This window comes from Jatrophihabitans sp. sgz311053 (genome assembly GCF_056135305.1).
The window spans coordinates 1,799,935-1,821,211 of record NZ_JBWAXP010000002.1; the positions used below are offsets into that span (position 1 = coordinate 1,799,935).

Sequence of the window (21,277 nt, forward strand, 5' to 3'; positions counted from 1 at the left end):
CCGTGGCCGTGATGTTCGGCGGCTGTGGATCTGGGTAGGAGGGACAGCTGGTACCCGACAGAGAGGTGTTCGAACCGTGACCGTCCTGGAGCCGAGAGAACGGCCCCGTCACTGGACCCTGGACGACGTCGTCGTCACCGACCCGCCGATCATCCGCAAGGCCATCGGCGCAGCGGCGATCGGCAACATCACGGAGTGGTACGACTTCGGCGTCTACGCCTACCTCGAGCCCACGATCAGGAAGATCTTCTTCTCCGGCCTGAGCGACTCACTCGGCACCATCGCCACCTTCGGCACGTTTGCCGTCGCCTTCCTGGTCCGGCCCTTCGGCGGCATGTTCTTCGGGCCGCTCGCCGACCGGATCGGCCGCAACAAGGTCCTCGCCATCACGATGATCATGATGGCCCTCGGCACCTTCGCCATCGGCTGCCTGCCCTCGCAGGCCGCGGTCGGTTTCTGGGCCCCGGCGCTGCTGCTGCTCTGCCGCCTCGTCCAGGGCTTCTCCACCGGTGGTGAGTACGGCAACGCCATGACCTTCATCGCCGAGTACGCCCCGGACCGCCGGCGCGGCTTCCTCGGCAGCTGGCTGGAGTTCGGCACCTTCACCGGCTACCTCGGCGGTGCCATCGTCGCGACGATCATCCAGGACGTCGTCGGCGACCCGGCGCTACACGACTGGGCCTGGCGCCTGCCGTTCTTCCTCGCCCTGCCGCTGGGCATCGCCGGCGTGTACCTGCGGTCCCGGCTGGCCGACACCCCCGCCTACGCCGCCCTGGAGAAGGAGGCCGAGGAGAAGGAGAAGGCCAACAAGGCGGGCGACGAAGCCAGGGTACTGGCGCGGCTCTGGCCCTTCGTCCTGGTCTGCATGGGGCTGGTGATCGTCTGGAACGTCACCAACTACATGCTCACCTCCTACATGCCGACCTACATCTCTGAGACGCTGCCGGGCGAGGACAAGGTCACCACCCTGACCTCGAGCATCCTGCAGATCGTCGTCATGGCCATCGCGCTGGTCACCATCCCGTTCGTCGGGCTGCTCTCGGACCGCATCGGACGCAAGCCGATCATCGTCACGGGGTCGGTGGGACTGGTCGTCCTCGCGCTGCCCATGATCTTGCTGATCCGGGCCGGCAGCGGGGTGTCGATCTTCTTCGGCCTCCTGCTGATGGGCCTGGCGTTGATCACCTTCAGCGCCACGATGCCGTCCACGCTGCCGGCGCTCTTCCCGACCAAGGTCCGCGGCGCCGGCCTCTCGATCGCCTTCAACGTCGCCATCTCGCTCTTCGCCGGCACCACCTCCTTCGTCGTGGGATCGCTGGTGAGCGCCACCGGTGATCTGAACTGGCCGGCCTACTACCTCATCGCCGCCGGCGTCGTCGGCTTGGTGGCGGTGCGCTTCCTGCAGGAGCCCAACGGCAGGCGCATGTGGGGATCGGCACCGGCGGCCGAGTCCGAGGCCGAGGCTCGCAAGCTCGTGGCAGAGCAGGCCGCGGAATCGCGTAATTGACCGGTCGCGGCGCGTGACGGAAGCAACACGCCCTGCACACCGGCGTCTTTGTAGGTTGGGGTTCGGCTGCGGGGCTCGGCCCCGCCGAGAGCCTCCCTCACCACGGGGGATGAGGGAGTGCGGCACCGGCGTACGGAAACGGGCGCCGGTGCCGCGTCTTTTGTCGGCCGCGCGGATGCCCGCCACATGGGTAGGTTGGGCTCGATGCCCGACCAGCCGACCATGCCCTCCGAACCCGTGCGCTACCGCGTCGGGGATCGAGTCGACGGCCGCTACCAGCTGCGCGACGTCCTCGGCAGCGGCGGGATGGCCACCGTCTATCGCGCCCACGACCCCGTGCTCTCCCGCGATGTCGCGGTCAAGGTCTTCGGCGGCGCAGGGCTCGCCAACGACCCCGCCGCAGCGGCGCGCGCGACCGCCGAGGTCCGCATCCTCGCCGGCCTGAGCCACCCGAACATCGTCAGCATCTTCGACGCCTCCGGCGCGATTCCCGGCGCCTTCGATCACCTCGTGATGGAGCTCGTGCCGGGTCGGACGCTGCGCCAGCGTCTGGACGAGGGCCCGATGAGCTCGCAGCAGGCGGCCGTCCTGGGCGCTGAGCTGGCCGCCGGGCTGGAGTACGTGCACGAGCGGGGGGTGGTGCATCGCGACATCAAGCCGGCCAACGTCCTGCTCGCGCGCACCGGCAAGGGCGACCGGGCCAAGCTCGCCGACTTCGGTGTCGCCCGACTGCTCGAAGCCTCCCCCATGACGATGGCCGGCACCACGGTCGGCACCGCCAACTACCTGAGCCCGGAGCAGGCCACGGGATCGGAGGTCGGTCCGCCCAGCGACGTCTACTCGCTGGGCCTGATGCTGATCGAGTGCCTCACCGGTGTGATGGCCTACCCCGGCACCGGCGTGGCCGCCGCCGCGGCCCGGCTGCACCGTCCGCCGGACTTCCCGGTCGGGACTCCTGCCGGCGACGACGCACGATGGCGCTCGCTGCTGGGCGACATGACGGCCTCGAGTCCCGCCGACCGCCCCAACGCCGGTCAGGTGGCCGCCGCCCTGGACGACATCGCCCACCGTCCGGACGCCGCGCACGCCGTGACGCAGGTCGTCGCCACCGGCGGCCGTCCCGGTGACACGGCGGTCATGGCACCCGCCGCCGCGGGCACGGCCGCCCTCCCCGCCCCGGGTGCCGCGGCCTTCGTCCCTGCCGCCGCACCGGCTGAGGAGGAGCGTCGCCGGCGCCGCGGTGGTCTGATCTGGGCCGCGGCCGGCGGCTTCGCCGTCGTGCTCGCGGTGGTCCTGGGGCTGATCCTCTCCGGCGGCGACGACGCGACCGCCCCCATCTCGCCGACGACACCCCCGGCCGTCGCCACGCCGAGCAGCACCCCCCGTCCCACCACGACGGCGCCGAGCACGTCGGCCCGGCCGACGACCTCGGCAGCCACGACGGCCCGCCGCACCAGCGCACCCGTCACCACCCGGCGCCAGCAGCAGCCGGCGCCAGCGCCGGGCAAGGACAAGAACAAGGACAACGGCCCCGGTCGGGGTGGTCCCGGCGGCGGTCCCGGCAAGGACAAGGGCAAGCCCGGGCCGTGACCTCGCCGCTCGTACCACCCGAGACCACCGACCCCGACGAGCTCTACACCGCCTTCGCCGCTTGGACGAGCAGCCAGGGAATCACGCTCTACCCGGCGCAGGAGGAGGCCGTCCTGGAGCTGGTCACCGGCGCCAACGTCGTCCTCGCCACGCCGACCGGCTCGGGCAAGTCCCTGGTCGCCGTCGCCGCGCACTACTTCGCCCTCGCCCGCGGCGTCCGCTCGGTCTACACCGCCCCGATCAAGGCGCTGGTAAGCGAGAAGTTCTTCGCGCTCTGCGCCGTCTTCGGCTCCGACAACGTCGGCATGATGACCGGCGACGCGGCCGTCAACGCCGACGCGCCGATCCTCTGCTGCACCGCGGAGGTGCTGGCCAACATCGCGTTGCGCACCGGCAGCGGCAGCGATCTCGAGGTGGTGATCCTCGACGAGTTCCACTTCTACGCCGACCCGGACCGTGGCTGGGCCTGGCAGGTGCCGCTGCTGGAGCTCAGCCGCGCGCAGTTCCTGTTGATGTCCGCGACGCTCGGCGACACCACCGACCTCGCCGCCGACCTGACCAGACGGACCGGACGGGAGACCAGCACCGTCGCCGCGGGCGAACGGCCGGTGCCGCTGCACCACTACTACGAGACCACCGCCCTGCACGAGACGATCAGCGATTTGCTCGCCAGTGGTCAGGCGCCGATCTACGTCGTCCACTTCACCCAGGCCGCGGCGCTGGAACACGCGCAGGCCCTGACCAGCATCAACGTGGCCTCGCGCGCCGAGCGCGACACCATCGGCGAGACCATCGCCGGGTTCCGCTTCACGGCAGGTTTCGGCAAGGTCCTCAACCGCCTCGTCCGCCACGGCATCGGCGTCCACCACGCCGGCATGCTGCCGAAGTACCGGCGACTGGTGGAGCAGCTCGCGCAGGCCGGGCTGCTCAAGGTCATCTGCGGCACCGACACCCTCGGCGTCGGCATCAACGTGCCGATCCGGACGGTCGTCTTCGCGGCGCTGAGCAAATTCGACGGGGAACGGCAGCGGCACCTGCAGGTGCGCGAGTTCCACCAGATCGCCGGCCGGGCCGGCCGGGCCGGCTTCGACACCGCCGGCACCGTGGTAGTGCAGGCCCCCGAGCACGAGGTGGAGAACGCCCGGCTCGTCGCGAAGGCCGGTGACGACGCCAAGAAGCTCAAGCGGATCGTCCGCAAGAAGCCGCCGGAGGGCTTCGTCTCGTGGGGCAAGAACACCCACGATCGGCTGCTGACCTCCCAACCGGAGGCGCTGACGGCCCGCTTCACCGTCACCCCCGCCATGGTTCTCAACGTGATCGCGCGCCCTGGCGATGCCTTCGTCGCCATGCGGGATCTCATCCGGAACAACCACACCGGACCGAAGCAGCAGCGTGAGCAGATCCGGGCCGCGATCCGCGCGTACCGCGCACTGCTCGCCGCGGGGGTGATCGAACGGCTCGAGGAGCCCGACGCCGAGGGCCGGACGGTGCGCCTCACCGCTGACCTGCCGCTGAACTTCGCGCTCAACCAGCCGCTCTCCACCTTCGCACTCGCCGCGCTGGACCTGCTCGACCCGGAATCGGACAGCTACGCCCTGGACGTCGTCTCGGTCTACGAGGCGACGCTGGAGGACCCGCGCCAGATCGTGCGGGCGCAGCAGAACCTGGCCCGCGGCGAGGCCGTGGCGCAGCTCAAGGCCGAGGGGGTCGAATACGAGGAGCGGATGGAGCTGCTCGCCGACATCACCCACCCCAAGCCGCTGCGGGAGCTGCTCGAAGGCGCCTTCATGATCTACCGGCAGTCCCACCCCTGGCTGTCCGAGGACGACCTGCGGCCGAAGTCCATCGTGCGGGACATGTGGGAACGCGCGATGACCTTCACCGAGTACGTCGCGTTCTACGGCCTGAGCCGCAGCGAGGGACTGGTGCTGCGCTACCTCACCGACGCGTACCGGGCGCTGCGCTCCTCGGTGCCGGATTCCGCGGTCACCGAGGGCGTCACCGACATTGTCGAGTGGCTGGGTGCGCTGGTCCGGCAGGTCGACTCCAGCCTGCTGGACGAGTGGGAGGCGCTGGCCGCCGGCGTCGACCCGACGACCGAGGAGGCTGTCGAGGTCCGCCGCCCCGCCTCGCTCACCGAGAATGTCCGGGCCTTCACCGTGCTCGTCCGCAACGCCATGTTCCGGCGGGTCGAGCTCTTCGCACTGCGCCGTCTCGACCAGCTCACCGACCTCGACCCGGACGTCGACTGGACCGCCGCCCTGGAGGGCTACTTCGCCGAGTACCCGCGTGTCGGCACCGGTCCGGACGCCCGCAACCCCCGACTACTGAGCGTAACCGTCGGTGACGGAGTGTGGTCGGTGCGGCAGGTGCTGGACGACCCGGAGGGCGACCACGACTGGGCCATCAGCGCCGAGATCGACCTCGCCGCCTCCGACGAGGCCGGCGAGCCCGTGCTCACCGTCATCCACGTCGGACCGATGTGACCGCAGGCGGCAGGCTCAGTCGTCGGCGATCGCCCGGGCGTAGCGCAGCGTCTCTGCGTCCAGCGTCGGCACCCGCCGGTACCCGTGCCGTTCGAGGAAGCGCATGGCGTCCTGCTGGCGGGAACCGAGCTGCAGCGTCACCAGGGTGAGGCCGGCGCTCCGGGCCCGGTTCTCCAGGGCGCGCAACAGGATCCGCGCCGTCCCCGAGCCCCGCGCCTCCGGGGCGACGTAGAGCTGGACGATCTGCGCCTCGGCCGCCCCGAGGCGCTGCAGCGCGCCACAGCCGACGGGCGTCCCGTCAGCCGCCCTGGCGACGACGAAGACCACGATCGGGTCGGTGGGGTCGGCCGAGGTGACCCCGTCGTAGCGCTCGTCGAGCTCGGCGTAGAGCTCGGCGCGGAGGTTCTGACTGTCCGGGGCGTCCCACGGCTCCTCGGCGACGGAGACGACGACCATCACGACGCGCCCGTCACAGGTAGGGCTCGAGCAGCACGCGGTCCGCGGCGCTGAGCCGGTCGGCCGCGGTGTTGCGCTGGTGCCAGTACGGATAGAGCAGCGGCGGTCGACTCACCGCCTCGAGCCGGTCGACCTCGTCGGGCGTGAGCGTCAGCTCGGCGGCGGCGAGGTTGTCGGCGAGCTGGTCGGTCGTCCGGGCGCCGATGATCAGCGACGTGATCGCCGGTCGGGTGAGCAGCCAGGCCAGCGCGACCTGCGCGGCCGAGACCCGGTGCGCCTTGCCGATCGACACCAGGACGTCGATGGTGGCGAAGAGGCGGTCGGGGAAGTCGATGGGCGGCTCGTCCCACTCCGAGGCCAGCCGCGAACCCTTCGGCGACTTCAGCTTGCCGTCGCGGCCGCGGCTGTACTTGCCGGAGAGCAGGCCACCGGCCAGTGGGCTCCACACCAGCACGCCGAGGCCCTGGTCGACGGCGGCGGGGAGCAGCTCGTTCTCGGCGTCCCGCGCCTGCAGCGAGTAGTAGATCTGCTCGGCGGCGAAGCGTGGCAACCCGTCGCGCTCGCTCACGCCGAGCGCCTTGAGCAGCTGCCAGCCGCTGTAGTTGCTGACACCGACGTAGCGGACCTTGCCCTGCTCGACGAGGGTCTGCAGGGCGCCGAGCGTCTCCTCCAGCGGCGTCGCGCCGTCCCACTCGTGGAGCTGGTACAGGTCGATGTGGTCGGTCCGCAGCCGCCGCAACGACTCCTCGCAGCCGCGCAGCACGTGATGCCGCGACAGCCCGGCGTCGTTGGGACCGTCGCCCATCGGGAAGCGCACCTTGGTGGCGACGAGCCAGTCGTCCCGGCTGCGTCCCAGCGCCTCGCCGACGATCTCCTCCGAGGCGCCGGCGGAGTAGACGTCGGCGGTGTCGACGAGGTTGACGCCGTGATCCCGGCAGAGATCGAGCTGGCGACGGGCCTGCTTGACGTCGGTGTTGCCGACGCTGGCGAAGTTCCCGCCCCCACCGAAGCTCATCGTGCCCATGGTCAGCGTCGAGATGCGCAGTCCGCTGCGGCCCAGCTGGCGATAGTCCATCCCGTCTGTATATCCGGCCCACGGCTACACGACACCGAAGTTGGGCACGCTGGCAGGCATGAACCGCTTCTCCGCGACGACGACGTCCACGGCCGTCGTGACGGCACCGCGCGCCGAGGTGTGGGCCGCGATCTCCGATCCCGCCCTGCTGCCGAAGCTGACGCCGCTGCTGCGCAGTATCGACGCCGACGGCGACCACTGGACCTGGCGGATGGTCGAGATCAAGGCACTCGGCGTCGGCATCAGCCCCACCTTCACCGAACGCATGGACTTCGACGAGGGCGAGACGGTGAGCCGCATCGACTTTCGCCACGATCCGCCGGCCGGGAGCAGGGAACGGACCGGCGCGACGGGCTGGTACCGCCTGGAGGACACCACCGTCGACGGTGAGCCCGCGACGACGCTCGCCATCGAGATGACGCTCACCGTGGAGCTTCCGTTGCCGCGGGCCTCCGGTGGCGCCGTGCGCAAGGTGATGAGCTCGACCATCAATCGGACCGGTGACAAGTTCGCCGCCAACCTGCTGGCGCACCTCGGTGCGCGTGAGGTGCAGCCCAGCGCCTGACCACAGTTGGCGGTACGGTCTGTAACAGTTACCCGCTCGGACCCCGGAGGCTTGCCGTGCCCGTCCAGACCGCCGACGTCGACGTCCTCATCATCGGTGCCGGGATCTCCGGCATCGGCATGGCCTGCCACCTCGAACGCGAGTGTCCGGACCGGACCTACGCCGTCCTCGAGCGGCGACAGGCCATCGGCGGCACCTGGGATCTGTTCCGCTACCCCGGCATCCGCTCGGACTCGGACATGATGACCTTCGCCTACGGCTTCCGGCCCTGGACGAACCCCCGCATCCTCGCCGACGGCGAGTCGATCCGGAACTACCTGCGCGACACCGCCGAGGAGTACGGCGTCACGGACAAGATCCGCTTCGGCACCCGCGTGGTCTCGGCCGACTTCTCCCACGACACCGGCCTCTGGAGCGTCGACGTGGTCGCCGAGGGGACCGGCGAGGCCAGCACCATCACGGCGAGTTTCGTGGTGGCGGGCACCGGCTACTACAACTACGACGAGGGCTACCGTCCCGAGTTCCCCGGCGAGCAGGACTTCACCGGGACGATCGTCCACCCGCAGCACTGGCCCGAGGATCTCGACTATCGCGGCAAGAAGGTCGTCATCATCGGCAGCGGCGCCACCGCGGTCACCCTGGTCCCGGCCATGGCGCCGGAGGCCTCGCACGTCACGATGCTGCAGCGCTCCCCCACGTACATTATGTCGCTGCCCGTGGTCGACCACCTCACCGCGACGCTGCAGAAGGTGCTTCCGGACACGCTCGTCTACAAGACCACCAGGGCTCGCAACATCGCCGTGCAGCGCGGCCTCTACGCGCTGGCCAAGGCCCGCCCCGGCGTGCTGAAGGCGATCGTGCGCAAGGGCATCGAGTCGCAGCTCAAGGGCGCGTCCGACATGAAGAACTTCACCCCCACCTACGAGCCCTGGGATCAGCGCCTCTGCTTCGTCCCCTCCGGCGACCTCTTCAAGACCATCCGCTCGGGCAAGGCCGACGTCGTCACCGCCGGCATCGACACCTTCACCGAGCGGGGCATCCGCCTCGACACCGGCGAGGAGCTCGAGGCCGATGTGATCGTCACGGCGACCGGCCTGTCGGTGCAGATGCTCGGCGGTGCGCACTTCACCGTCGACGGCCGCGAGGTGCCGGTCACCGAGTCCGTGTTCTACAAGGGCGTCATGCTCGAAGGCGTGCCGAACGCCGCGATGGTGCTGGGCTACATCAACTCCTCCTGGACGCTCAAGGCCGACATCGCCGCGACCTACGTCTGCCGGCTGCTGAACCACATGAGCTCGCGGGGCGTCGACCAGGTCGAAGTGCACGCGCAGCCCGCCGACCGCGACTCCGCCTCGGCCATGAGCGCCCTCAACGCCGGCTACGTGCGCCGCGGCGAGAAGCAGTTGCCGCGCCAGGGCACCCACGGCGTCTGGAAGATCACCAACAACTTCCTGCGCGACGCCCCGCTGCTGCGCTACGGCGCCATCGACGACGGCCTGCTTGAGTTCTCCCGCACCGAGGCCCGGGCGGTCTCGACGGCGGCAGACGGCGAGCGCGCCAGCGCCTGACCCGCCGGGGAGACGGGGGGTCTAGCCCCCCTGTGCGGGGACGACCGCGACGGCAGGCTCGGGGCATGACCTTCCTCGACGAGCGCCGGCCGACTGAGCACCCGAGCGTGACGAGGCCGAACGGGCTGGTGACGCGTTTGCGGCTCACCGGCCGCGCCGCCGTCGTCGGCATCGTCGCCTTCGTGCCCTGCGCGCTGCTGCCGCTCTGGGCGACGGCGGCCGCGCTGACCCCGCTCACGGTGGTCGCGCCGCTGCTCATCCCGGCGACCTGGCTGGTTCGCCGCTACGCCGACGCGCACCGTCGCTCGGCCGCCCGCGTGCTCGGCGAGCCGGTGGGCGTCCCCTACGCCGAACTCGACCGACCCGGAACGATGGGCCGCGTCGTGGCCATCCTGCGCGACCCGGCGAGCTGGCGCGACGCGCTCTGGCTCATGGTCCACGCCGTCGTCGCGAGCGCGCTGTCGCTGCTGTCGGTGACGCTGCTGCTGAGCGCCGTCTTCTACCTGATCTTCCCCTTCCTGTGGGCGGTGACGCCCCCGGCGGCCTTCGGCGAAGCCTTCGGCGTCATCACCGTCGACAGCCTGGGCACCGCCTTCGCCCTCGTGCCGCTCGCCGCCGTCGCCTTCGGGCTGTGGTGGGTGTCGGTGCTGCCATGCGCGCGAGTCGTGGCGAGGGTCGACCGCTCGCTGCTGCGGCCCCGGGTCCCGCAGTCGCAGCAGGGCCCGCGGTACCCCGCCTGATTCTGCGACCGGCTCGCCGCTGTGGCGACATGATCCACAGCGGATCGCTCCCGGCGCGTCGCCGCGGCGCGGCGGTGGATCTGCCTATCGTCGGCCATGCGCTTCGGCACGGCGAGCAGGACGGCACGGACTACCGCGGCGGTCGCCACCGCGATGGCGGCGGCGACACTGGTCGCGAGCTGCAGCGCCGAACCCAAGGGCGGCCGCACGGTGACCGTCACGGTGCCGCCGAGCACCGCGGCCACCGCGTCGCCCACGTCACCCACGGCGACGGGCAGCAGCTCGGTCACGGGCACGCCGTCGCCGACAGCCACGCCGCAGGCCACCAGCCTGCCCGGCACCTGCGACTCGACGCTCAGCGAGTACTACGTCGAGCAGGCCCTGGACAACACCCAGCTGGGCGGTCGCACCGCCTTCGTCGTCGGCGTCGCCGACACGAGCATCGGCCGGCTCGCCACCATCAACTGCCGCTACGGCGTCACTGGTTCCGGCAGCACCGTGAAGAGCAAGGTGGAGATCGGCGTCAGCCTCTACGCCACGGCGGCGCAGGCGCAGGCCCGGGTCACCGCGACGGCCACCGACTACACCGCCCACGGGGCCACCGGCACCGCCGTCACCGTCCCGGCCGAGGGCTCCTCCCCCGCCGTCGGCGGGACCTATCTGAGCGGCGGCACGGGCAGCGGCTACACGCTGCCGCTGCTCGTGGTGGCCGACGACCGGCGCACCGTCGCAGTCACCATCGACCCGACGGCGGTGACCTCCCCGCCGGCGCAGCAGGCCGCGCTCGCCGTGGCGCGGGTCGCCCTGACGCGGACCGCGGGCTGATCCGCCGGCGCTGAAGCGGGCCCGCCGAGTCTCGACCGCCGCGAGACGGAGCACGGGGCCGTCAGCCATGCTCTAGCGTCCGGAGGCATGAACGACACCTCAGGCGACCTCGCCACCGACATCTCGGCCGCCGTCGACACCGGCTTGAACAAGACCCTCGGCATCTCGCTGGACGAGGCGACGCCCGACCGCGTGGTCATGAGCTTCACCGTCGGACCGGAGCACCTGCAGCCGTACGGCATCGTCCACGGCGGGGTCTACTGCTCGGTCGTCGAGTCCAGCGCCTCCATCGCCGGTGCGCTCTGGTTCGGCGACCGCGGCCAGGTGGTGGGGGTCTCGAACCAGACCGACTTCCTGCGTTCGGCGCGGGAGGGGCGGCTCACCGCGACGGCCACCCCGATCCACCGCGGCCGCAGCCAGCAGCTCTGGCTCGTCGAGATCGCCGGCGAGGACGGCAAGGCCGTCGCGCGTGGGCAGGTGCGGCTGCAGAACCTCACCACTTCGACGTGACGGAGCAGGCAGCCCTGCCCACCCTGCCCGCCGAGAGGCTGCCGGCGGCGGTGGGTAGGTTCAGAACCGATCAGTAGTCGCGAGAGGGGAACATTCTTGTCCGAGCAGCCCGCCGTCCTCACCACGCCCGGCAACGATCCCCTCGAGCTGGCGCCCCACCCGGCCAAGGAGGGCGCGTCGGGCGTCGACATCAGCAAGCTGCTGGCCAAGACCGGGCTGGTCACCTACGACCCCGGCTTCGCCAACACGGCATCCTGTGCCTCCGAGATCACCTACATCGACGGCGACGCCGGCATCCTGCGCTATCGCGGCTACCCCATCGACCAGCTCGCCGAGCAGTCGACCTTCCTCGAGACGAGCTACCTGCTCATCCACGGCGAGCTGCCGACGACCGAGCAGCTCGCCGAGTTCGAGAACAACATCCGGCGGCACACGCTGCTGCACGAGGACCTGAAGAACTTCTTCGACGGCTTCCCCAGCGACGCGCACCCGATGCCGGTGCTCTCCTCGGCCGTCTCGGCGCTGTCGACCTTCTACCAGGACTCGCTGGATCCCTTCGACAAGGGCGATGTCGAGCTCTCCACCTACCGGCTGCTGGCCAAGCTGCCGACGATCGCCGCCTACGCCTACAAGAAGAGCGTCGGGCAGCCGTTCCTCTACCCCGACAACTCGCTGGGGCTGGTGGAGAATTTCCTGCGCATGACCTTCGGCTTCCCGGCCGAGCCCTACGAGGTCGACCCGGTGCTGGCCAAGGCGCTGGACCGGCTCTTCATCCTGCACGCCGACCACGAGCAGAACTGCTCCACCTCGACGGTGCGGCTCGTCGGCTCCTCGCAGGCCAACCTCTTCGCTTCGGTGTCGGCCGGTATCAACGCGCTCTTCGGCCCGCTGCACGGTGGCGCGAACCAGTCCGTGCTGGAGATGCTGGAGAAGATCAAGGCCGACGGGGGTGACGTCGCCGAGTTCGTCCGCAAGGTCAAGAACAAGGAGGACGGCGTCAAGCTGATGGGCTTCGGCCACCGGGTCTACAAGAACTACGACCCGCGCGCCGCCATCGTGAAGAAGTCCGCCGACGAGGTGCTCTCCGCGCTGGGCAAGCGTGACGACCTGCTCGACATCGCCATGGAGCTCGAGGGCCACGCGCTGGCCGACGACTACTTCGTGGAGCGCAAGCTCTACCCGAACGTGGACTTCTACACCGGCCTCATCTACCGGGCCATGGGTTTCCCGACGCGCATGTTCACCGTGCTCTTCGCCATCGGCCGGCTGCCGGGGTGGATCGCGCAGTGGCAGGAGATGATCAACGACTCCACCACCCGCATCGGCCGGCCGCGCCAGCTCTACACCGGCGCCGCCGAGCGCGAGTACGTCCCTGCCGAGAAGCGCTGACCACTCGTGTCAAGCTGAGGGCGGCACCGTCGCCAACCCTCCGGGAGCAGTCATGGCCTACTACCAGCAGCGCGGCTCGATTCCGCCGAAGCGGCACACCCAGCACCGGGACGCCGACGGCCGGCTGCTGTACGAGGAGCTGATGGGCGAGGAGGGTTTCTCGTCGGACTCCTCGCTGCTTTACCACCAGTACATCCCGTCGGCCATCACCGAGGCGCGGGTGTGGTCCCTGCCGGACCTGACGACCACCCCGAACGCGCCGCTGGTGCCGCGGCACCTGCGGTTGCACGAGCTCTTCGACGCGCCGGGCGACCTGGTCCTCGACCGGCGTCTCGTCCTGGGCAACGACGACGTCCGCATCTCCTACGTCCTGGGTCAGGGCGCGACGCCGTTCTACCGCAACGCCGTCGGCGACGAGTGCCTCTACATCGAGGCCGGGCAGGGGCTGTGCCAGACCGTCTTCGGCCCGGTCCCGTTCCGGGCCGGCGACTACATCGTCATGCCACGGGGAACGACGCACCGCTTCGTCCCGGACGGGCCCGTCCGCGCGTACGTGGTCGAGGCCAACTCGCACATCACCCCCGCACGCCGCTACCTGTCCCGCTTCGGTCAGCTGCTCGAGCACGCGCCGTTCTGCGAACGCGATCTGCACGGCCCCGGCGAGATCGGCACCCATCCCGCCGAGCCGACGGAGGTCTACGTCAAGCATCGCGGTGACGGGCCCTCGGGGTTGGCGGGCTCGATCCACGTGCTGCCGCACCACCCCTTCGACGTCGTCGGCTGGGACGGCTGCCTGTACCCGTACACCTTCAACGTCGAGGACTTCATGCCGATCACCGGCAAGGTGCACCAGCCGCCGCCGGTGCACCAGGTCTTCGAGGGCGCCAACTTCGTCATCTGCAACTTCGTGCCGCGCAAAGTGGACTACCACCCGCTGGCCATCCCGGTGCCCTACTACCACGCCAACGTCGACAGCGACGAGGTCATGTTCTACTGCGGCGGCGACTACGAGGCGCGGAAGGGCTCGGGCATAGGGCAGGGCTCCATCAGCCTCCACCCCGGCGGCCACTCCCACGGCCCGCAACCGGGCGCCTACGAGCGCTCCATCGGCGTCCAGCAGGTCGACGAGCTCGCGGTCATGGTCGACACCTTCCGTCCGCTGCGCCTCGGTGAGGGCGGCCGGGCCGCCGACGACGGCCGCTATGCCTGGTCCTGGAGCCACGGGGCATCCGGCGCCGGGGAGTGAAACCATGAGTGGCCCGGGGCGCGAACAGTCCGGTATGGAAGCAGCGCTGGCCGATATCGGTGAGCGGCTCAACCGTGGCGAACCGCAGGCCCTCGAGGACGCGTATCGCACCCTCGGGCCGCTGGTCATGTCCTACCTGGGGCGTTACGTGCCCCAGCCGGACATCGAGGACGTCATGCAGCGCGTCTTCTACGAGCTGTGGCGGGTGCACGACCGCTTCGACCCGGACCAGTCGCTGCGGGCCTGGACGCTGGCCATCGCGCGGAAGCGGGCGATCGACCACCTCCGCAAGCGGCGCGACGTCGTGGTCGACATGGCCTCCATGCGGGAGGTCACCGGCGACGACGGCCGCGAGACCGCCGAACGGCTGGTCTGGGCCGACGAGGTCCGCTCCGCACTGGACCTGCTGCCCGAGCTGCAGCGCGAGGTCATCGAGCTCGCCTACTTCGAGGGTTACACCCAATCAGAGATCTCGACCGCCCTGGACATCCCCCTCGGTACCGTGAAGACGCGGACCGCGCGGGGACTGCAGCGGCTGGCCGGACTACTCGAGAACACCCGGGGGCGGTGACCATGTCACGACACATCTCCGACGAGCTGCCCCTGCTGCTGACCGGCGACGCGACCCGTGACGTCGTGATGGAGGCGGCGTCACACCTTCGCGTCTGCGAGGACTGCCAGCAGGAGCTGGTCTCCGCGGTCATCGCGCACGCCTCGCTGACCTCCGCCCATCGCTTCGCCCCGGAGATCGTGGCCGTCGACCACGACGAGGCCGAGCCCGAACCCGTCGAGCCGAGGGCGCTGCCGGACCTGAGTCACCTCTTCGCCGAGGCCCGGGCCGAGTCCGCGCCGGCGGTTCCGGGCGTCCCGTCCGGAGCGCCTTCCACCGAGGCGACGGCCGACGACGAGCTCGGCCGGCGACGGATGCGGCGCCGGCTCGTGGCGGTCGCAGCGGCGGCCGCCGTGGTCGTCGGCGGTGGCGTCTCCTACGCCGTCCTCGGCGATGACGGCGGCGGTGGCGTGCCGACCCGGACCGTGGCCCTCGACGGCATCAGCGACGACACCGACGGTCACGTCAAGCTCGTCGGCGACAACCGGATGATCGTGGACGCCACCGCGCTGCCGAAGCTCAGTCCTGATCACCAGTACGAGGTGTGGCTCACCGACGAGAACCACCGCCAGCCGGTGGGGTACCTCCGTGACGGTGTCGCCGAGATCTCGGTGCCCAGCACGGTCATGGACAAGTACAAGGGCATCGCGGTCAGCGTCCAGCGCAACGGCCAGACCGCGTTCAGCGGCCAGGTCGTCCTCAACGGCACCTACGGCTGACGCGGCTGAGCCGGCCGGCGGCTGGCGCTACCGGTCACAGCCGGTGAAGGCCCGTCCGCGGACCACAGCCGCGCTGATCAGACTGGGTCCGTGGCCTTCGACAGCGACATCTCCCGCGTCTGGGACAGCATCACGGCGGTGCAGCCCGCACCCTCGGGTCGGGTCGTCGTCGCCACCGCGGTCGTCGCCGCACTACTGGTGGGCTGGCGCCCGCTCTGGCGGCGCTCCCGACATCTGGTGACCATCACCCACGAAGCTGCCCATGGGCTGGCGGCGCTGCTGTCGGGACGGCGGCTACAGGGCATCCGGCTCCACTCCGACACCTCCGGGCTGACGGTGAGCCGGGGCCGGCGGACCGGACCCGGCATGATCGCGACGGCCGCTGCGGGTTACCCGGGGCCGGCCCTGCTGGGCCTGGTGGCGGCCTGGCTGCTCCACCTCGGTCACGCAGTGGCGCTGCTCTGGCTCGTCCTGCTGCTGCTGGCGCTGCTGCTCGTCCAGATCCGCAACTGGTTCGGACTCTGGTCCGTACTCGTCGCCACCGCCGCGGTCTTCGCGGTGTCGTGGTGGGCCTCGCCGGCGCTGCAGTCGGCCTTCGCCTACACCGGCACGTGGTTCCTCCTCTTCGCCGCGCCGCGACCGGTGATCGAGCTGCAGGCACAGCGGCGCCGTCGCGGCGGCAGCAGTTCCGACGCCGACATGCTGGGCCGCCTGACCAGGACGCCCGGCGGGCTGTGGGTCGCCTTCTTCCTGCTCGTCACGGTGGGGGTCCTGATCGCCGGGGCACTGCTCATCACCGGCTACCGGTTGCCCACCAGCGGCGGCTGAAGTCAGCTGGTGACGGCCCGCTTCACCTTCGGCGGCAGCGGGAAGAACATCGAGGTCTTGGCCGCGTACTCGTCCCAGCCGTCGCGCTTGCTCATGCTCTTCTCCAGGATGCGCGCACCGGAGCCGACGGTCAGCAGCAGCGTCATGATGATGGGCGCGTAGATCGTGACGACACCGGGCAGGGTGTCGGCCGCGACGAGGAAGATGCCCCACCAGACGCAGGCGTCGCCGAAGTAGTTGGGGTGGCGGGTGTAGCGCCAGAGCCCGACGTCGATCAGCTTGCCCTTGTTCTCGGGGTTGGCCTTGAAACGCTCCATCTGCATGTCGCCGACCGACTCGAAGAAGAGCCCGACGGTCCAGACGACGACGCCGACCCAGGCCAGCCAGCCGACGCTTCCGCCGGAGAAGCCGCCGACCATGATCGGCGAGGCGATGACCAGCGCCAGCACGCCCTGCAGCAGGTAGATGCTGCGGATGGCGTAGAGGTCGCCGTTGCCGGGTTTCTTGTCCAGCAGCTCCTTGTAGCGCGGGTCCTCGGGCTTGCCCACCGACCGGCGGCCGATGTGGATCGCGAGCCGCAGCCCCCAGACCACCGGCAGGACGAGCAGCAGCCAGCGGCGCACCGGATCGGCGGCGCCGCCATCGAGGGCGAAGACGACGATCGCCACGGTGACGAAGAGCAGTCCCCAGGTGGTGTCGATGACGCTGTGCTTGCCGGCGATCTTGGAGGCGACGAAGGTGGCGATCAGCACCAGCAGCACGGCCAGCGCCGACCACCCGACGGTGCCCCAGAAGGCGCCGGTGGAGAAGGTCATGCCCAGGTGCTACCCACGCCATGGTGCTCGATAGCCCACGGACGCATGAGCGGCATGCCGCTCACACCGTCCGCCGAGGTCTTGACGGCGAGGAACTGGTCCACACCCATCCGCCCCTCGTCGAAGGCGAGCATGCCGCCCACGAGGTAGAGCCGCCAGACGCGCGCGACCTCCTCGTTCTGCAGCGCGACGAACTGGTCGTAGTGGGCGTCGAAGGTGTCGATCCAGTGCTGGACGGTGGTGACGTAGTGCTCGCGCATCGCTTCCACGTCGCGGACCTCGAAACCGCCCTTGACCAGGTGCCGGGTGGTCTGCCAGATCTCGCGCATGTGCATGTCCGGGGCGATGTAGCTCTCGATGAAGGCACCGCCGCCGGGGGCAGTACCCTCCTGCCGCGACATCTGCTGCAGCACGACCCGGCCGCCCGGCTTGAGGGCGCGATGCATGATGCCGACGTACTCGGCGTAGTTGCCCTCGCCGACGTGCTCGCCCATCTCGATCGAGCTGACGGCGTCGAAGGCCGCGACATCGCCCGGCTGCTCGCCGAACTCGCGGTAGTCCTGCAGCCGCACCTCGACCCGGTCGGCCAGACCGCGCTCGGCGATGCGCTTGGTGATGAAGTCGCGCTGCTGCGCCGAGAGGGTGATGCCGACGCAGGAGACGTCGTAGTGCTCGGCGGCGTGCAGGATCATCGAACCCCAGCCGCAGCCGATGTCGAGCAGCCGCTTGCCGGGGGCGAGGTCGAGCTTGCGGCAGACGAGGTCCAACTTGGCCGTCTGCGCGTCGTGCAGCGACTGACCCTCGTGGGTGAAGTACGCCGACGAGTAGGCCATGTGCTCGTCGAGCAGCAGCTCGTAGAAGTCGTTGGAGAGGTCGTAGTGGTGCGAGATCGCGGCCCGGTCGCGCAGCCGACTGTGCAGCCGACCGCGCAGGCGCGCCTCTGACAGCGGGGGCTTCGGCGGCAGGCCGAGGGCGCCGAGCTTGGCCACGGAACCCGCGGCGGTGAGCTTGCCACCGAGTGAGAGTTCGACCCCGGTGGTGGGACGGGAGCGGGCCAGTGTCCAGGCGCGCCGGAAGCCGTCGGCCAGGGCCCGGGTGTCGCCCTCGACGTCGATGTCGCCGGTCACGTAGGCGCGAGCCAGCCCCAGCTCCCCCGGCGCCCAGAGCAGCCGACGCAGCGCGCGGCGGGACCGGATGACGAGCACCGGTCCGTCCGCGGGGCCGGCCTCGCTGCCGTCCCAGGCGCGGATGCGGACGGGCAGGTCGAGCCCGACGGTCTCCTTGAGCAGGCTCTCGAGCTTGGTGGCGACGGTCGACATGGGTGCCTCACGGTTCGGGGTCGGGTCGGACGGGTGCGACGGGCGCGGTTGGATGGGCAGGCCCTTGCGCCACAGCCGGATGCCGTGGGCAGTGATGAGGGCGCGGACGAGCCAGGTCTCGAAGGGGCGGCGCAGTGCGGTGGCGAGCACGGCGCGGCGGGTGGCCGGCCGCCGCACGCCGCGCACCGAGGCGGTGAACGGACGCCCGTCCGGCCGGTGCAGGGTGATCGTCAGCGAGAGGCTGTCGCCGGGCTCCGGCAGGCTCATCCGGTAGCTGCCGTCGACCGGGTAGAAGGGTGAGACGTAGAACTGCTTCTCGGTGTCGACCCGTCCGGCGTCGTCGGTGCGCAGCAGGTAGCGATGGCGCTGCGCGTAGGTGTTGTGGACCTCTGCGACGACGGCGACCAGCTCGTCGGCGGCGTCATGGCACCAGTACAGCGTCAGCGGATTGAAGACGTAACCGAGGCTGCGGGCGTTGGTGAGCATGGTGATCCGGCCGCCGCCGAGCCGGATGTCGTGCTCGGCGAGGAATTCGTCGAGATTCGCGCGAATGCTCGTCTCCGGGTCACCGACATGGTCTCGGGACCGGAAGCTCGCCAGCGGACCGTGCGACGGCAGCTCGTCGACGTCGACGTACCAGAGGTAGGAGGAGTGACGCACGTCGTGGCGGACCGGCTCACTGCGGACGTGGACGATGTCGACGTCGTAGATCGCCGGCGTATCGCGCTCGGACCGGGCGCTCGCCGCGCTCGAGCCCCTCACCAAGTGACACCCAGGGACTCGGCGGCGTGGACGCCGGAGCGGCAGCCGTCCTCGTGGAAACCCCAGCCGTGGTACGCCCCGGCGAAGGCCAGGGTGCCGTCGTTCAGCTCAGGGAGCCGGTGTCGCGCGGCGACGCTGGTGTTGGTGTAGACGGGGTGCTCGTAGTCCATCCGCGCCACCACCGCGGACGGGTCGACGAGATGCTCGGCGTTGAGCGACACCACGTAGGTCTGCGGCGCCTCGAAGCGCTGCAACCGGTTCATGTTGTAGCTGACCTGCACCTGCGTCGGCGTGGTGCCGCAGGAAGGCATGGCGTAGTTCCACGACGCCTCGGCACGTCGTGCCGTCGGCAGCACCGACGTGTCGGTATGCAGCAGCGTCGGGTTCGAGGTGTAACCGATCGCCCCCAGCAGCTCCCGCTCCGCCGCGGTGGGTTCGGCCAGCATGGCCAGCGCCTGGTGCGGGTGGCTCGCGATCACCGCGGCGTCGAACGACTCGGCCGTGTCGCCGTCGTCGCGGACGGTGACGCCGCTGCCCGTCCGACTGATCGCCCGGATGGGCGTGGCCGTCTGCACCGCGGTCAGGCTCTTCGCGGCCCGCTCGACGTAGCGGGCCGAGCCGCCGGTCACCGTGTACCACGTCGGGCTGCCCTTCACCGAGAGCATTCCGTGGTTGTCCAGAAAGGAGAAGAGGTACTTGGCCGGGTAGTCACCGGCCTGCGTCGGCGCGGTGGACCAGACCGCCGCGATGAGCGGGGTCATGAAGTGCGCGTCGAAGTACTCCGAGAACCCGCCGGCGGCGAGGAACTCGCGGACGGTCAGCTGCTCGTCGGTACCGGCGAGGACGCCCTGCGCCAGCCGGTGGAACCGCTTCACCTCGCCGAGCATCCGCAGGTACCTCGGTCGCGCCACGGTGCGGACACCGGGCAGCAGGCCGGAGAGGCCGCGTCCGCCCGCGTACTCCAGCCCGCAGCCGGCGCAGGAGATCGACATGCTCATGTCGGACTCCTGCGTCTGGACACCGAGCTCGGCGAAGAGCCGCAGCAGGTGCGGGTACGTCCGGTGGTTGTGGACGATGAAGCCGGTGTCCACGCTGCGCAGCACGCCGTCGGCACCCACCACGTCGTGCGTGTCGGCGTGGCCGCCCAGGCGGCTGTCGGCCTCGTAGAGCGTGACGTCGTGCTCACGTTGCAGGACGTACGCGGCGGTCAGTCCCGCGACTCCGCTACCGACGACGGCGATTTTGCGTCGTGTCACGCGTGTGCCTCCCGAGGCCTCGGCGATCGGAGGGTAGTTCACCACTCCATCAACCGTTCGTCGTCCCGAGCCCCGGCGGTTCCCTCAGCCCGGGGCGGGCATGACGAAGGGGCGGCGGCACGGGAGGGATGTGCCGCTCGCCCCTTCTTCGACCACTGTAGGGCATGAAAGTCCCCCGCGCTGCAACTAGGTTCTTCGGCGTGTCCGATTCCTACTTCGAACTCACCTCGCAGACCCCCGACGCGCTCGTCGTCCGACCCACCGAGCACACCGTCGGACCCTGGTCGGCCGACCTGCAGCACGGCGGGCCGCCCTCCTCACTCGCGGTCGCCGTCGCCGATCGCGCGGTACGAAATGTCACCGGTCGCACCGATCTGGTGCCTCGCAGAGTGGCCGTGGACTTCGTCGGGGCGGTGCCGGTGGCACCCCTGCAGGTGCGGGCGCGGCTGCTGCGCACCGCTCGCTCGGCGGCGCTGGCCGAGGTCACCGTGGCCGCCGACGATCGGGAATGCCTCTCGACCCGGGTCTGGTTCGTCCGTGACACGGACACAACGGGTCTGGTCACGCCGACACCAGAACCACCGGAGGTCCCCAGCGCCGACGCCGACGGGGGTGGTGAGCTCGGTCTCGACTTCGGCTACGGCCGCAGCATCGACTGGCGTTACCTGTCGGGCTCGATCACCACCGCCGGACCGGCAGCGGTGTGGGCCCGCGCGCGGTTGCCGCTGCTTCCGGAGTGGGAGCAGACCGACCTGGGACGGGTCGCCCTGATCGCGGACTCGGCGAGCGGGGTGTCGGCCGAGCTGGACTGGAACGCGTGGTCGTTCGTCAACGTGGACCTCGATATCCACCTCTCCGGCCCGCTGCGCGGCGAGTGGATCCTGCTGGACGCGGTGACCCTGGTCGGGCCGCAGGGCTCAGCGCTGGCCCGATCGACCATCTCCGACGACGTGGGCATCGTCGGCGCCGGACTGCAGACACTCGTCGTCGCCCGATTGCCTACCCGTTGAG

At 70.5% G+C, this 21,277-nt stretch carries 19 protein-coding genes and 1 pseudogene; 14 read left to right on the plus strand and 6 right to left on the minus strand.

Annotation, left to right across the window (positions count from 1 at the left end; translation table 11 throughout):
- Nucleotides 1-76 precede the first annotated feature (76 nt).
- The 3 genes from AC0NZQ_RS17435 to AC0NZQ_RS17445 all read left to right on the plus strand — a co-directional run bounded on the left by AC0NZQ_RS17435 (nucleotide 77) and on the right by AC0NZQ_RS17445 (nucleotide 5,583).
- The gene (locus tag AC0NZQ_RS17435; RefSeq protein WP_474531260.1) at nucleotides 77-1,507 is read left to right on the plus strand and encodes an MFS transporter; all 1,431 of its coding nucleotides are present in this window, start codon (nucleotides 77-79) and stop codon (nucleotides 1,505-1,507) included.
- Between the two features lie 204 nt (nucleotides 1,508-1,711).
- Nucleotides 1,712-3,097 (plus strand): serine/threonine-protein kinase, encoded by a 1,386-nt coding sequence (locus AC0NZQ_RS17440; RefSeq protein WP_474531261.1) that lies wholly within the window; start codon nucleotides 1,712-1,714, stop codon nucleotides 3,095-3,097.
- Complete coding sequence (locus AC0NZQ_RS17445; protein ID WP_474531262.1) at nucleotides 3,094-5,583, plus strand: DEAD/DEAH box helicase; 2,490 nt, start codon at nucleotides 3,094-3,096, stop codon at nucleotides 5,581-5,583. The genes AC0NZQ_RS17440 and AC0NZQ_RS17445 overlap by 4 nt, the downstream gene beginning before the upstream one ends.
- 15 nt (nucleotides 5,584-5,598) lie before the next feature.
- Here the strand turns inward: AC0NZQ_RS17445 and AC0NZQ_RS17450 are convergent, their stop codons facing one another.
- Together AC0NZQ_RS17450 and AC0NZQ_RS17455 are read right to left on the minus strand one after the other, a co-directional pair.
- Nucleotides 5,599-6,039, minus strand: a complete 441-nt coding sequence (locus tag AC0NZQ_RS17450) for a GNAT family N-acetyltransferase (RefSeq protein WP_474531263.1) — start codon at nucleotides 6,037-6,039, stop codon at nucleotides 5,599-5,601.
- Between the two features lie 13 nt (nucleotides 6,040-6,052).
- On the minus strand, nucleotides 6,053-7,114 hold the full coding sequence (locus AC0NZQ_RS17455) for an aldo/keto reductase (RefSeq protein ID WP_474531265.1): 1,062 nt from the start codon (nucleotides 7,112-7,114) through the stop codon (nucleotides 6,053-6,055).
- A 58-nt stretch (nucleotides 7,115-7,172) separates the two neighbouring features.
- Between AC0NZQ_RS17455 and AC0NZQ_RS17460 the strand changes: the two genes are divergently transcribed.
- The 10 genes from AC0NZQ_RS17460 to AC0NZQ_RS17505 all read left to right on the plus strand — a co-directional run bounded on the left by AC0NZQ_RS17460 (nucleotide 7,173) and on the right by AC0NZQ_RS17505 (nucleotide 16,114).
- A complete protein-coding gene (locus AC0NZQ_RS17460) occupies nucleotides 7,173-7,679 on the plus strand; it encodes an SRPBCC family protein (RefSeq protein WP_474531267.1) in 507 nt (168 codons plus the stop codon).
- 56 nt (nucleotides 7,680-7,735) lie between these two features.
- Entirely contained in the window at nucleotides 7,736-9,247 is a 1,512-nt protein-coding gene (locus tag AC0NZQ_RS17465; RefSeq protein ID WP_474531270.1) for a flavin-containing monooxygenase, read from the plus strand.
- Nucleotides 9,248-9,312: 65 nt separating this feature from the next.
- Complete coding sequence (locus AC0NZQ_RS17470; RefSeq protein ID WP_474531271.1) at nucleotides 9,313-9,987, plus strand: sensor domain-containing protein; 675 nt, start codon at nucleotides 9,313-9,315, stop codon at nucleotides 9,985-9,987.
- A gap of 96 nt (nucleotides 9,988-10,083) precedes the next feature.
- A complete protein-coding gene (locus AC0NZQ_RS17475; RefSeq protein ID WP_474531272.1) occupies nucleotides 10,084-10,812 on the plus strand; it encodes a hypothetical protein in 729 nt (242 codons plus the stop codon).
- An 87-nt stretch (nucleotides 10,813-10,899) separates the two neighbouring features.
- The gene (locus AC0NZQ_RS17480) at nucleotides 10,900-11,322 is read left to right on the plus strand and encodes a PaaI family thioesterase (protein WP_474531273.1); all 423 of its coding nucleotides are present in this window, start codon (nucleotides 10,900-10,902) and stop codon (nucleotides 11,320-11,322) included.
- Nucleotides 11,323-11,418: 96 nt separating this feature from the next.
- A complete protein-coding gene (locus tag AC0NZQ_RS17485; protein ID WP_474531274.1) occupies nucleotides 11,419-12,711 on the plus strand; it encodes a citrate synthase in 1,293 nt (430 codons plus the stop codon).
- A 52-nt stretch (nucleotides 12,712-12,763) separates the two neighbouring features.
- The gene (locus AC0NZQ_RS17490; RefSeq protein ID WP_474531275.1) at nucleotides 12,764-13,957 is read left to right on the plus strand and encodes a homogentisate 1,2-dioxygenase domain-containing protein; all 1,194 of its coding nucleotides are present in this window, start codon (nucleotides 12,764-12,766) and stop codon (nucleotides 13,955-13,957) included.
- Between the two features lie 4 nt (nucleotides 13,958-13,961).
- Nucleotides 13,962-14,528: an RNA polymerase sigma factor gene (locus AC0NZQ_RS17495; protein ID WP_474531276.1), complete on the plus strand. Its 567-nt coding sequence runs from the start codon at nucleotides 13,962-13,964 to the stop codon at nucleotides 14,526-14,528.
- 2 nt (nucleotides 14,529-14,530) lie between these two features.
- On the plus strand, nucleotides 14,531-15,286 hold the full coding sequence (locus AC0NZQ_RS17500; protein WP_474531277.1) for a hypothetical protein: 756 nt from the start codon (nucleotides 14,531-14,533) through the stop codon (nucleotides 15,284-15,286).
- Between the two features lie 90 nt (nucleotides 15,287-15,376).
- Nucleotides 15,377-16,114 (plus strand): M50 family metallopeptidase, encoded by a 738-nt coding sequence (locus AC0NZQ_RS17505; protein WP_474531278.1) that lies wholly within the window; start codon nucleotides 15,377-15,379, stop codon nucleotides 16,112-16,114.
- A gap of 2 nt (nucleotides 16,115-16,116) precedes the next feature.
- Here the strand turns inward: AC0NZQ_RS17505 and AC0NZQ_RS17510 are convergent, their stop codons facing one another.
- From AC0NZQ_RS17510 to AC0NZQ_RS17525, 4 genes and pseudogenes are all read right to left on the minus strand, one after another.
- On the minus strand, nucleotides 16,117-16,929 hold the full coding sequence (locus tag AC0NZQ_RS17510) for a DUF1295 domain-containing protein (RefSeq protein WP_474531279.1): 813 nt from the start codon (nucleotides 16,927-16,929) through the stop codon (nucleotides 16,117-16,119).
- Nucleotides 16,926-18,248: a class I SAM-dependent methyltransferase gene (locus tag AC0NZQ_RS17515; protein ID WP_474531441.1), complete on the minus strand. Its 1,323-nt coding sequence runs from the start codon at nucleotides 18,246-18,248 to the stop codon at nucleotides 16,926-16,928. Before AC0NZQ_RS17515 ends, AC0NZQ_RS17510 begins: the two co-directional genes overlap by 4 nt.
- A gap of 48 nt (nucleotides 18,249-18,296) precedes the next feature.
- A pseudogene (locus AC0NZQ_RS17520) lies at nucleotides 18,297-19,010 on the minus strand (DUF1365 domain-containing protein); the annotation flags it as partial.
- Nucleotides 19,007-20,266 (minus strand): NAD(P)/FAD-dependent oxidoreductase, encoded by a 1,260-nt coding sequence (locus AC0NZQ_RS17525; protein WP_474531280.1) that lies wholly within the window; start codon nucleotides 20,264-20,266, stop codon nucleotides 19,007-19,009. The pseudogene AC0NZQ_RS17520 and the gene AC0NZQ_RS17525, both read right to left, overlap by 4 nt.
- A 200-nt stretch (nucleotides 20,267-20,466) precedes the next feature.
- On the opposite strand from AC0NZQ_RS17525, the gene AC0NZQ_RS17530 reads away from it, so the two are divergent.
- Nucleotides 20,467-21,276 (plus strand): thioesterase family protein, encoded by an 810-nt coding sequence (locus tag AC0NZQ_RS17530; protein ID WP_474531281.1) that lies wholly within the window; start codon nucleotides 20,467-20,469, stop codon nucleotides 21,274-21,276.
- Nucleotide 21,277: the final 1 nt, after the last annotated feature.